Below are 11,952 nucleotides of genomic sequence, written 5' to 3'. Positions count from 1 at the left end.
ATTCTACTGCCCGGGACTGACATCGACGCGGGGTGACGCGCAGCGCGGAGGCCGGCGGCGAGGAAGGCGCGGCGTGACGCGACGCCCGCCCCAATTCCCTTTACCTCGTCTAGCTCACCTGGTAGACAGGGCCGGTGACCGCGAGCGACGAGAGGAACCCCCTGCACGAGAACGCCCCCGACCCCCAGCATGCCGGGACCGACCGACCTGCCTGGCCGGATCTCGGCCAGCACGACGACGCGGCCCGCGCCGCCGTCGCCGGGATCGCCGCGCTCCTCGGACGGCCCATCCCCGAGAAGACGACGGAGCCCCGCACCGCCTCCGAATGGCTCGCCCGGACCTGGGACGTCCACGAGGCCTCGCTCGAGACCGTCTCCCGCCCCGTCTCGCCCGTCCTGCATCTGCTGTACGGCTTCGTGCTCGGGCGGTGGATCGCCGAGCACGCCGACGACGTCACCCAGCGCGGCCCGGACCGCCGGGCCCCGCAGATGTCCCGGCTGGACCTCGGGGCCGGTATCGGTGTCACGGTCCCGACCGCCGCGACCGTGCTCTTCCCCGCGGGCACCCGCGACGAGCAGCCGGTCGCCATCGAGACCGGATACCACTTCGGCGACCCGTACCTCACGGCCCACGCGCTGCCGGGTCACCGCGAGGTCGCGGAGCGCGCGCTCGACGCCCTGAGCGACGACCTCGCCGCCGACCACCCGTACCGGGGCCGTACGCTCCAGGCGAACGGCTCGGGCCGCCTCACGATCACGCCCGTGACGCCGACCCCGCAGGAGCGGGCCGACCTCGTCCTCCCGGACGACGTCTGGCACGAGATCGGCCTGTTCTGCGCCGGGGTGACCACGCGCCGCGACACGCTGCGGGCGCTCGGCCACTCGACGTCGCGCGGCCTGCTGCTGGCCGGGCCGCCCGGCGTCGGCAAGACGAAGCTGGCCCGGGTGCTGGCCACGGAGCTGGCCGGGACCGTGACCGTGGTGCTGGTCACCGCGGACGTGCTGCGCACGTGGATGACGGAGCTCTACGAGGAGGTCCGTACGCTCGGGCCGTGCCTCGTGGTGCTCGAGGAGATCGACTCCGTCGGCGGCAAGGAGAGCCGGGGCAGCACCAGCTTCGGCGAGTTCCTCGACGCCCTCGACGGCGCGCGCGCCACGGACGACGTCCTCACGGTGGCGACGACGAACGACCCGGGCGCGCTCGACCCGGCGGTCAAGCGCCCCGGCCGGTTCGACACGGTTCTGGAGGTGCCGCCGCCCGACGCCGCCGGGCGTGAGGCGATCCTGCGCCTGTACCTGCCCCCGGGGACCGGGATCGACGCCGGCCTGATCGCCTCGTTCCTGGACGGCGCGACGGGCGCGGACCTGCGAGAGGTCGCCCGCCGGGCTCTCCTGGAGCACGGCATCGACGGCCTCACGACGGACCGCGTGCTGGACATCGCGACGTCGGGCCGCTGGAAGCCGGCCGCGGTCGTGGGGAACTATCTCTGATATTCACCCGGCCGCCCGGCCAGGATGAATGCGGGGAAAACGAGTGGCCCGGAATGTGATTCCGGCGCCCTGAGATCGCTAAGGTAGGGGAGTGACTTTCTCCGCTGCGCAGATGCCCCTGTCCGCGCCCGCGGCAACAGTCTCAGCCGGGACGGCCACCCAGCAGGAGACCGAGCAGGACGCGGCTCAACGGCCCGCCGATCCGTGGGTGACGATCGTGTGGAACGATCCTGTCAACCTCATGTCGTACGTGACGTACGTCTTCGAGAGCTATTTCGGCTATCCGCAGGCGAAGGCGCACACGCTGATGATGCGCGTGCACAAGGAGGGCAAGGCGGTCGTGTCCAGCGGGGGCCGGGAGCGCATGGAGGTGGACGTGCAGGCCATGCACGGGTTCGGGTTGTGGGCGACGCTGCACGAGACCGGCGACGCCCAGGGAGCGCCATGACCCCGTTCCGCGCCATGCGACGTGGCTACGAGTCGCGGATGGATCCGGTGGAGCGCGCCGTCCTCGCCCGGGTGGCGCGCGATGTCGCCATGATGGTCCGCGACGAGACGGGTCTGCCCGCGGCCGCTCCCGAACCCGATCCGAACGACGTGCCCACACCCCATACGGGGAGCACCACGCGCGTGTGGAACAAGGGGCTGCTCGCCCCCGACGAGATCACCGACGGCGACCTCGCGAAGCTGACCGGGATCTCGTCGGTGGGGCCGATGCCGCAGGATCCCGCGGTCCGGCGGCTCCTGCCCGAGGCGAGCCGGGACGACGCGAGCGTCGCGGGGGAGTTCCGCCGCCTGACGCAGAACGACCTGGCCCGCGAGAAGGCCGAGCGTCTGGAGGCGTTCGCCGATCTGCTCGAGCCGCCGCCGGCCGAGGACGACCCCGAGCCCGAGAAGGCGCCGTGGCAGACCCTCGGCCGCCACGGCGCGCCACCGCCCGTGCGCGTGGCGCGTGACTCCGCCGAGGCCGTCGCGGGAGCCCTCACGGACATGCGCCTGGTCATCGCCCAGCGTCTCGGGCTGGAGTCCGACGACGACGTCAACGCGCTGACCGACCAGGTGATGTGGGACCAGCAGATGGGCCGGGAGATCCCGGTCGCCGCCGACGGGCGCGCGGCGCGGCGCTTCTGGTCGGGCGTGTTCGTCGCGGCGGGTTTCGCGTTGGAGACCTTGATGGAGGTCATGATCGCGGATCTGCGCGGACGTCCCCGCTCGGCCGCGGGAAGCCCCGAGGACAACTGAGCCGCCGGCTTCGGCGCACGGCGCGCCGCGGGACTTCCGGAGTTTCCGGCGAACGTGGCAGGTATCACCCGCGACGCGTGGCCCGGGTAACGGAACGGACACATGCGCGCTACTAGCATCGCATCCGTGAACGACGCGCCCATCGGCATCTTCGACTCCGGCCTCGGCGGCCTCACGGTCGCGCGCGCCATCCTGGACCAGCTCCCGAACGAGCAGATCCGGTACCTCGGCGACAACGCGAACACCCCGTACGGCCCCAAGCCGCTCGGCGCGATCCGCGCCATGGCGCTCGACGTCATGGACCGGCTCGTGTCCGACGGCGTGAAGATGCTGGTCATCGCCTGCAACACGGCGTCGTCGGTGGCGCTGCGCGACGCCCGCGAGCGGTACACGCTGCGCCACGGCATCCCGGTGGTCGAGGTCATCCTCCCCGCGGCGCGCGCGGCGGTGCGTACCAGCCGCACCGGCCGCATCGGCGTGATCGGTACCCGGGCGACCATCGAGTCGCTCGCCTACGACGACGCGTTCCACGTCACGCCCGGCCTGGAGATCACCACCCAGGCGTGCCCCGAGTTCGTGCGCCTGGTCGAGGAGGGGCAGACCTCGGGCGAGGACGTGCTGAAGTACGCCCACGAGTACCTGGACCCCGTCAAGGACGCGGGCGTCGACACCCTCGTGCTCGGCTGTACCCACTACCCCCTGCTGACCGGGCCGATCAGCTACGTGATGGGCGAGGGCGTCACGCTCGTCTCCAGTGCCGACGAGACGGCGAAGGACGTGTACCGCAAGCTCGTCGAGCACGACCTGGAGCGGAGCCCCGAGGCGGGGCCGCCCGTCCACGCGTTCCTGACCACCGGCGCGCCCGAGGCCGTGCGACCGCTCGCCCACCGGTTCCTGGGCCCCGAGGTCTCCCGCATGGAGGCCGTCTGATGCGCCTGATCGCTCTGGGAGTCTCGGGTTCGGGACCGGGTCCGGGCTCGCCGGCGTCGTCGTACGTCGTGCAGGTCTCCGCGACGGAGGCCGCCGCGGCCGGGTACGAGGCGCGCGACTGGACCGTCGTCATGGACCTCGGCAACGGCGCGTTCGGGGCGCTGCAGCGCGCCGTCGACCCGTTCGACGTCGACGCGGTGGCCATCTCCCACCTGCATCCGGACCACTGCGCCGATCTGTCGGGCATGTACGTCTACCTGCGGTACCACCCGGAGCACGGGTCGGCCCGCACGGGCAAGGGGAAGCACCTGCCGGTGTGGTCGCCGTCGACGACGGCGGCGCAGGCGGCGCGGTCCTACGGGCTGAGCGACGGCGAGACCATGGACGCGGACTACGACTTCCGGTCCTGGCGGGAGGGGGCGCCCGTCACGGTGGGGCCGCTGACGCTGGAGCCGTACCGGGTGTTCCACCCGGAGGAGTCGTGGGGCATCCGGGTGACGGGTCCGAGCACGCTGCGCCCGGACGAGCGCGCGGTGATCGCGTACACCGGCGACACGGACTACTGCGCGGGCGTGGTGGCGCTGTCCCGCGACGTCGACCTGCTGCTCAGCGAGGCGGCCTTCGTCGAGGGGCGGGACGACCACGTCGAGCCGGGCATCCACCTCACCGGCAGGCGGGCGGGGCGGGTCGCGCACGAGTCGGGCGCGAAGCGGCTCCTGCTGACCCACCTGCCGGTGTGGAACGAGCCGGGCGTCACGCTCGCGGAGGCCCGCGACGAGTACGACGGCGACGTCCGCCTGGCCCAGCCGGGAGCGACGTACACGGTCTGAGCGCACGGAGTCGTGGTGTCGGTGACCGCGCGTAGGCTTCTCGCGTGACTATCAGCACCTCCGACATCACGCGTGCCGACGGGCGCGCCACCGACCAGCTCCGTCCCGTGAGGATCACCCGCGGCTGGCTCGACCACGCCGAGGGCTCCGTGCTCGTGGAGTTCGGGCGCACCCGCGTGCTCTGCGCGGCGTCGTTCGAGGAGGGCGTGCCGCGCTGGCGCCGGGGCTCCGGTGAGGGCTGGGTGACCGCCGAGTACGCGATGCTGCCGCGGTCCACGAACACCCGCGGGAGCCGCGAGTCCGTCAAGGGCAAGATCGGCGGCCGCACGCACGAGATCTCCCGCCTGGTGGGCAGGTCCCTGCGGGCCGTGGTCGACATGTCCGCGCTCGGCGAGAACTCGATCGTGCTCGACTGCGACGTGCTCCAGGCCGACGGCGGCACCCGCACCGCCGCGATCACCGGCGCCTACGTGGCCCTGGCCGACGCCGTCGCCTGGGGGCAGCGGCACGGCCACATCACCTCGCGCGGCAAGCCCGTGCTGACCGACTCCGTGGCCGCCGTGTCCGTGGGGATCATCGACGGCACGCCGATGCTCGATCTTCCCTACGAGGAGGACGTGCGCGCCGAGACCGACATGAACGTCGTGGTCACCGGCAGCGGCAAGTTCATCGAGGTGCAGGGCACCGCCGAGCACGCGCCGTTCGACCGTTCCGAGCTCGACACGCTGCTGGATCTGGCGGTGGCGGGCGCGGCGGACCTCACCCGGCTGCAGCAGGACGCCCTGGCCGGGGAGCTCGGCGGATGACGACGGCCGGTGACGGCGTCGGGAGCGGTGCGGCCCGCTCCGGCGGTGCGGCCGGGGGCGTCGGCAAGGTCCCGGTGGCGCCGGCCGTGGTCGCCGACCTCGTCGCGATCCTGGTGTTCTCCATCGCCGGGATGAACGCCCACGGCACGCTGATGCTCGAGCTCGGCCGGGTCGCCTGGCCGTTCGCGCTCGCGGCGGCCGTGGGCTGGGCCTGGACGCGCGCCTGGCGGGACCCGTCCCGCCTGTGGCCCGCGGGCGTCGCGGTCTGGTTCACCACGGTCGCGCTCGGCATGATCCTGCGCGTCGCCGCCGGAGGCGGTTTCGCGCTCTCGTTCTTCCTGGTGACCGCCGGGTTCCTGGGCGTCACGATGCTGGGCTGGCGTGCGATGGTGACCATGATCCGCCGCGGTACGTCACGTTCCGCGGCCGCGGGAAGCGCCGGCAGCGATCAGCGGGAGGCGACGTGACGAGGCGGGACACGCGCGAGGCGGCGGTCCCGGTACCTCCGGGCGCCCGGCTCGTCATCGCGACCCACAACCGCAAGAAGCTGGTGGAGCTGCGCACGATCCTGGCCGGCTCCGGCGTCGAGCTGCCGGACGGCGGCCTGGTCACCTCGGGCGAGATCGGTGCCCCGGAACCGGTCGAGGACGGCGTGACGTTCGCGGCCAACGCCCTCGTCAAGGCACGCGCGGTGTGCGCGGCGACGGGCCTGGCGGCGGTCGCGGACGACTCCGGGCTGGCCGTGGACGTGCTGGGCGGCTCGCCCGGCATCTTCTCCGCCCGCTGGGCCGGCCGGCACGGGGACGACCAGGCGAACCTCGACCTGCTCCTCGCCCAGCTCGCCGACGTGAACCCGGAGCACCGCGCCGCCGGGTTCGTGTGCGCCGCGGCGCTCGTCACGCCGGACGGCACCGAGGAGGTCCGCACGGGCGAGATGCGCGGTGTTCTCACGCGGGCCCCGCGCGGCACGAACGGCTTCGGCTACGACCCCATCCTGGTGCCCGACCGGCAGGCCCCGTCCCCGGACGGCACGCCGGGGACACGCACCGCGGCCGAGCTCGACCCGGAGGAGAAGAACGCCATCAGCCACCGCGGGACGGCGTTCCGCGCGCTGGCCCCGCTCGTCGTGCGGGCCCTGGGCGCGGAGTAGCCCGCCTCAGGAGAGGACCGAGGGGAGCCGGTACCCCGCGAACGCCGCCGCCACCTGGAACTCGTCGAGGCCGTAGCGCTCCAGCGTGTACTTGTGGCCCTTGTGGTGCGGCCGGTCCTGCGCCGCGGCGAGGTTGGCGTCGTCCGTCTCGGTCCACGCCATCCCGAGGCTGTCGAACACGCCGCGCATCACCTTCGCCGGCTCCTCGACGAGGTCGCTGTACGAGACGTCCACCAGGACGCCGTCGTCGAGCTGGTCGCGCTGGGTGAGCGCACGGTCCACGCCCTCGGACAGCATCGCGAGCCACTCGGCGCCGATCGCCTCGAGATCGACGGTTCCGGGCTTGTAGTGCATGTTCCGCAACACCTCGGACATGGAGCAGCCGGAGGCCAGTGCCTTCCCGGGGGCGCGGTGGGTCCAGACGAACCTCGCGTCCGGGAACGCCCGCAGGATCTCCGGTATCCGCCACAGGTTCGCGGGGTGCTTCAGGATCCACCGGCGTGGCTCCTGCCCGAACGACATCACCTGCAGCGCCTCGCGCAGGAGGACGAAGTCGTCGGTGAGGTCGGCCCCCTCCAGGTAGCGCCGGTACTCCGGCACCGTCGACGACGTCGTGTGCATCTCGGAGTGGTCGCGCAGGAAGAAGTCCTCCTCCTCGCTGGTCGCGATCAGGGGGTGCACCTGTGACCAGTCGGGGCTGAGCCGGTCCATGAACGAGAGCCGTTTGGTGGTCCGCTCGGCGATCCGCCGGCGCTCCGCCGGGTCCTGGACCGGGAGCCCGAGGTTGAGCATCTCCCACAGGAGCGGGCCGCGGCTCCCCGGCGAGCGGGCGATCAGGTTGTACGTGAAGGTGGTCCCGGTGCGCGGCAGCCCGATCACGAACACCGGCGCGGTGATCGGCTGCTCCTTCACCTCCGGATGCTTCGCCTGGATGTCCCGGACGATCGTGCGGTTGCGCAGCCGGTCCCGGATCCCGCCCTGCACGGTGGTCCAGCCGAAGGCGCTCAGATGCGGGTTCGCCGCGTGGGCCCGCAGCAGCAGGCGCAGCGGTTCGACGGCGGCGAGATCCTTCGCACCGAGCGGCCGGTGACCACGCTGCGCCTCCGCCAGCAGCTTCTCGAAGGCGGCATCGGGATCCTGCCGGGTACGCGCCCCCGGCAGGAGAAGCACGTTGAGCATCCTGAGCATGGGGGGAGTGGCTTGGGACATGAAGGTCATACTGCCCATTTGCACAGGTCAATACAAGGGGGATCGTTCCCGGGCCGAGGAGCCCGGTGCTCACGCGCCGAGCCGCCGGCGCAGCTCCGCCGCCTGGCGCCGCGACACCTCGACCCGGCTGCGCTGGCGGTCGTTCATCACGCACGCCAGCGCCCCTTTGAAGTCCGGCACCAGCTCCCGCACGTGGTCGAGGTTGACGAGGTAGGAGCGGTGCGTACGGAAGAAGTGCCCGCGCAGCCGGCGCTCGAGCTCGTTCAGCGAGAAGGTGACGAGGAAGCGCTCGTCGGCCAGCTTGAGGTACGAGTAGCCGCGCGCGGCGCTCGCGTAGACGATCGCGCGCTGGTCCACCAGGACGGTCCGCCCGTCCTTCTGCACCGGCACCTTGGCCAGCGGCCGTGGCAGCTCCTGCTCGTCCCGCTCGCCGTCGCCCGGCCTGGCGGATGCCGCCGTCCGGCCGGCGCCGTCGGCCCGCGGGACGGGCGCACCGCTCGCCGCGCCGTCGTCGGCGCCGGGCTGGGTCAGCGCCCGTTCGACCGCCCGGGCCAGCCGGTCGGCGTCGAACGGTTTGACCAGGTAGTCCGCGGCCTCCAGGTCGAACGCCTCGACCGCGTGGTCCGGGTGCGCGGTGGTGAACACGATCCGGGGCGGCCGCGGCAGGCTCCGCGCGGCCGCGGCGACCTCGAGGCCGCTCGTACCCGGCATCCGGATGTCGAGGAGCACGAGATCGTAGGGGATCGACTCCAGCAGTTGCAGGGCCTCGGCGCCGTTCGCGGCCTCGCCCACCACCTGCACGTCGCCGAGCTCCTCCAGCAGGTACCGCAGTTCGGCCCGGGCGGGCGCCTCGTCGTCGACGATCAGCGCGCGCGGGCGGGTGTCGTCGTCGCGCACGGACATCAGCGTAATGGGACACGCAGGTCGACGACGGTGCCCTCGTGCGGCGTGGACCGGATGTCCAGGGAGAAACGCCCCCCGAACAGGGTGGTGAGGCGCTGGGAGATGTTTCGCAGGCCCACCCCCGTGTGGGTCGGCCGCGCCGTGCCGTCACCCGGGGCGCCGTCGTCCGCCGGGACGTCGTCGCGCTCGCCGGGCTCCAGCCGTTCCAGCACCTCGGGAGGCATCCCGACGCCGTCGTCGGAGACCCGGATGGACGTCGTGCGGGTCAGCGGGTCCACGCGGGCCCGGAGCGTCACCGTCCCGCCGTCCACCTTGTCCGCCAGGCCGTGCTTCACCGCGTTCTCCACCAGCGGCTGGATCGTCAGTACGGGTACGTGGGCGGTGAGCACCTGTGGATCGATGTCGTACCGCACCCGCAGCCGGTCGCCGAACCGCGCCTGCTCCAGCGTCAGGTAGGTCCGCACGAAGAAGTACTCCTGCGCGAACTCCGCCATCTGGCCGTCCTGCCGCACCGCGTACCGGAAGAAGTCGCTCAGCCGCAGCAGCAGTGCCCGCGCCTCCTCCGGGTCGGTGCGGGACTTCGAGGCGATCGTGTTCAGCACGTTGAACAGGAAGTGCGGGTTGATCTGCGCGCGGAGCGCGTGCAGGCGCGCGTCGGCGGCGAGCTCGCGCTCCCGGTCGGCCTCGGCGAGCTCGAGGTGCAGCGACAGGATGCCCGCCATGTCCTCCACCTGCCCCCGCCCGGCGGGCTCCGAGCCCGTGCGGAGGACGACGAGCGCCCCCACCACGCGGTCGGCCACCATGAGCGGGGCGGCGACGGCGCCCGCCAGCGGGCAGTCGGGCTCGCCGCAGCCGAGGTCCGCCGTGCTGCGCGACGTCGCGCTGCGCCCCGAGGAGAGCGCCTTGAGCGTCACGGACGCGCGGACCGGCCCGCCGGCGCGGTGGTGGTCGTCGCCCGGCCCGACGAACGCCAGGAGGCGTTCGGTGTCCGTGATCGCCACGGCGTCGCCGCCGAGCAGCGGGCGGAGCAGGTCGGCGGTGCGGCGCGCCGCGTCGGCGGTCAGGCCCGACCGCAACGGCATGGCGCGGCCGCCCGCCACGATGCCGCGGGTCCCGCCGCGGCGCGGCTCCGGCCCGCGCCGCAGCACGGTGGCCGAGCGCGGCCCCCGCAGCGCCGACGGGTACCCGAGGACGACGGCGATCGTGGCCACCACTCCGGCCACGACCGTGGTCCCCACCCCGAGCGGCGGGTCCACGACCACCTGCGTGACCAGATACACCACCGCCCACGTCACGGCGACGCCCCCCGCGAGCAGCACGCTCCCCGAACGCATTCTCAGTCCCCCTTCTTCCGGTCCCGCCGCCCCCTGCCGAGGCTGCTGATCGTGAGCTGCGCGAGGCGCTCGGCCTGCCGGTCGGCCGCCGTGCCGTGCATGACCAGCCACTGCCGGTCGACGTCCGACGGCGGCCGCGTCACCCGCGACACCAGCACGCAGACGGCGGCGGCCAGCGGCGCCGCCACGAGCGTGGGCGTCATGAGCATCTCGCCGACGCCGGGCCCGACCGGCAGCATGCCCAGCACGAACATGCCGATCGAGGTCACGCCGCCGGTGAGCATGCCCGCCACCGCGCCCGCCGCCGTCGTGCCGCGCCACCAGATGGCGAGCACGAACACCGGTGTGAGCGCGGACCCCGCGATCGCGAACGCCCAGGTCACCATCGCGGCCACGATGGACGGGACGGACGGCGCGAGGTTGTCCGGCTGCAGGACCATGGCCATCCCGGCCGCGGCGAGCGCGACGACCGCGGTGCTCGCCCGGCCGGCCCACACGGCCTGGCGCTGCGTCGCGCGCGGGTTGATGTGCCGCTCGTAGACGTCGTGACCCCAGGACGCGGCGGCGGCCAGCAGCAGGCCCGCGATCGTGGACATCACCGCGACCAGCGCTCCCGCGGCGATGACCGCCAGACCGATGTCGCCGCCGTACAGACGGCCGAGGACCGGGAGCGCGTGCTCCGGGACGCGGAGCACGCCGTCGGTGGTGAGCTCGGCGAGCCAGGGGTGCTCGTCCGCCGCCTCGGCGATCTTCTGGCGGGCGGCGGTGCCGAGCATCACGGCCAGCGCGTAGAACAGGCCGGCCAGGCCCAGCACCCACACCGTGGTCATGCGCGCGGCCGTGCCCGTGGGGCTGGTGAAGTACCGGTTCATCACGTGCGGCAGCCCGGCCGTTCCCATCACGAGGGTGAGGATGAGCGCGAACTGCGCGAGCGGGCCGTAGGCCGCGCCCGGCTCACCGAAGGTGGCCGCCGTGCCCGGGTCGAGCTGATCGGTCTCGGCCCGCAGCACCCAGCCGTCCGGGCCGGGTACGGGATTGGACAGGGGGGTCGTCGAGAGGTCGGAGACGGCCTCGGGGTAGCGGAACCCGGAGCCGACGGCGGCCAGGGTGAGCCAGACCAGCGCCCCGAGCAGCACGAGGAACTGCACGGCCTGCGTCCACGTGGTGCCGCGCATCCCGCCGAACGCGACCAGCGCGGCGACGAACATCGTGGACAGGAGCACGCCCGTCCCGTACGGGTCGAGGCCGGGCAGGCCGCGGCCCACGAGGAGCTGCCACGTGATCCCGCTGCCGACGGCCTGGGGCATGAGGTAGCTCAGGATGACCACCTGCACCACGCCGACCGACACCAGCCGGACCCGTTCCGACCCGAGGCGGCGGCCCAGGAAGTCGGGGATCGAGAACTCGCCGAAGCGGCGCAGCGGCGCGGCGACGAACAGCAGCACGGGCACGAACCCCGCCGCGAAGCCCACCGCGTACCAGACGCCGTCCAGGCCGGACACGTACACGGCCGCGGCCACGCCGAGGAACGACGCCGCGGAGAAGTAGTCGCCGCAGATGGCCAGGGCGTTGGTCGCCACCCCGACGCGCTGGCCGGCCAGGTAGAAGTCCACCGTGGAGGCACCGCGCGGGCGAACCAGCCAGGCGACGAGCACGAGGCCCGTGACCAGGATCACCAGGGCGGTGGCGCCGGCCGCGGTCACGGCGCGTCCTCGGGCCCGGCCTCGGGGGCCGCGTCGTCGTGCGCGCCGCCCAGCATGCGGGCCTCGACGGCGGACGACAGCGTGGCCGCGGCCAGCCCGACGGCGAGGAAGAACACGTACAGGCCGAACGCCGCCATGGCGAAGCCCGGGCTCATCCCGCCGTCGATCCGCGCGCCGGACCACCAGCCGAGACCGAGGGAGAGGGCGGGCACGCCGAGCACGGCGGCGAGGAACAGGACGAAGTGCCACACGGCGACCCGTCTCAGCGTGCGGAAGGCGGCGTCGACCTCCGCGGGGGTGTCGTGCTCGTCCACGTCGAGGCGGATACCGGCGTCGTCCATGAGGTTCAGTCTGG

The 11,952-nt window shown here is 73.3% G+C and carries 13 protein-coding genes; 8 read left to right on the top strand and 5 right to left on the bottom strand.

The features are described 5' to 3' along the window. The first annotated feature begins 134 nt into the window (after nt 1-134). The 8 genes from EDD34_RS15225 to rdgB all read left to right on the top strand — a co-directional run bounded on the left by EDD34_RS15225 (nt 135) and on the right by rdgB (nt 6,448). Nucleotides 135-1,490 (top strand): AAA family ATPase, encoded by a 1,356-nt coding sequence (locus tag EDD34_RS15225; RefSeq protein WP_123815322.1) that lies wholly within the window; start codon nt 135-137, stop codon nt 1,488-1,490. Nucleotides 1,491-1,602: 112 nt separating this feature from the next. Then, entirely contained in the window at nt 1,603-1,938 is a 336-nt protein-coding gene (clpS, locus tag EDD34_RS15220; RefSeq protein ID WP_123816576.1) for an ATP-dependent Clp protease adapter ClpS, read from the top strand. Continuing rightward, a complete protein-coding gene (locus EDD34_RS15215; protein WP_123815321.1) occupies nt 1,935-2,732 on the top strand; it encodes a DUF2017 family protein in 798 nt (265 codons plus the stop codon). The genes clpS and EDD34_RS15215 overlap by 4 nt, the downstream gene beginning before the upstream one ends. 126 nt (nt 2,733-2,858) lie before the next feature. Further along, complete coding sequence (gene murI / locus EDD34_RS15210; RefSeq protein ID WP_123815320.1) at nt 2,859-3,662, top strand: glutamate racemase; 804 nt, start codon at nt 2,859-2,861, stop codon at nt 3,660-3,662. Then, on the top strand, nt 3,662-4,492 hold the full coding sequence (locus EDD34_RS15205) for an MBL fold metallo-hydrolase (protein ID WP_123815319.1): 831 nt from the start codon (nt 3,662-3,664) through the stop codon (nt 4,490-4,492). Before murI ends, EDD34_RS15205 begins: the two co-directional genes overlap by 1 nt. A gap of 44 nt (nt 4,493-4,536) precedes the next feature. Further along, on the top strand, nt 4,537-5,298 hold the full coding sequence (gene rph / locus EDD34_RS15200) for a ribonuclease PH (protein WP_211341605.1): 762 nt from the start codon (nt 4,537-4,539) through the stop codon (nt 5,296-5,298). Next, nucleotides 5,295-5,765: a DUF3054 domain-containing protein gene (locus EDD34_RS15195; RefSeq protein WP_123815318.1), complete on the top strand. Its 471-nt coding sequence runs from the start codon at nt 5,295-5,297 to the stop codon at nt 5,763-5,765. The genes rph and EDD34_RS15195 overlap by 4 nt, the downstream gene beginning before the upstream one ends. Beyond that, a complete protein-coding gene (gene rdgB / locus EDD34_RS15190; protein ID WP_123815317.1) occupies nt 5,762-6,448 on the top strand; it encodes an RdgB/HAM1 family non-canonical purine NTP pyrophosphatase in 687 nt (228 codons plus the stop codon). Before EDD34_RS15195 ends, rdgB begins: the two co-directional genes overlap by 4 nt. A 6-nt stretch (nt 6,449-6,454) precedes the next feature. Here the strand turns inward: rdgB and EDD34_RS15185 are convergent, their stop codons facing one another. The 5 genes from EDD34_RS15185 to EDD34_RS15165 all read right to left on the bottom strand — a co-directional run bounded on the left by EDD34_RS15185 (nt 6,455) and on the right by EDD34_RS15165 (nt 11,938). Next, nucleotides 6,455-7,657, bottom strand: a complete 1,203-nt coding sequence (locus EDD34_RS15185) for a sulfotransferase family protein (protein ID WP_170177097.1) — start codon at nt 7,655-7,657, stop codon at nt 6,455-6,457. 69 nt (nt 7,658-7,726) lie between these two features. Then, entirely contained in the window at nt 7,727-8,554 is an 828-nt protein-coding gene (locus EDD34_RS15180) for a LytR/AlgR family response regulator transcription factor (RefSeq protein ID WP_246012474.1), read from the bottom strand. 5 nt (nt 8,555-8,559) lie between these two features. Next, the gene (locus EDD34_RS15175) at nt 8,560-9,894 is read right to left on the bottom strand and encodes a histidine kinase (RefSeq protein ID WP_123815314.1); all 1,335 of its coding nucleotides are present in this window, start codon (nt 9,892-9,894) and stop codon (nt 8,560-8,562) included. Nucleotides 9,895-9,896: 2 nt separating this feature from the next. After that, nucleotides 9,897-11,597 carry a solute symporter family protein gene (locus tag EDD34_RS15170; RefSeq protein ID WP_123815313.1) on the bottom strand — a complete coding sequence of 567 codons (1,701 nt, stop codon included), beginning with the start codon at nt 11,595-11,597 and terminating at the stop codon, nt 9,897-9,899. Continuing rightward, nucleotides 11,594-11,938 carry a hypothetical protein gene (locus EDD34_RS15165; RefSeq protein WP_123815312.1) on the bottom strand — a complete coding sequence of 115 codons (345 nt, stop codon included), beginning with the start codon at nt 11,936-11,938 and terminating at the stop codon, nt 11,594-11,596. Before EDD34_RS15165 ends, EDD34_RS15170 begins: the two co-directional genes overlap by 4 nt. Between the last annotated feature and the right edge of the window lie 14 nt (nt 11,939-11,952).

Source organism: Myceligenerans xiligouense (assembly GCF_003814695.1).
Classification (GTDB): Bacteria; Actinomycetota; Actinomycetes; order Actinomycetales; family Cellulomonadaceae; genus Myceligenerans; species Myceligenerans xiligouense.
This window is presented reverse-complemented; position numbering and strand designations above follow the sequence as displayed.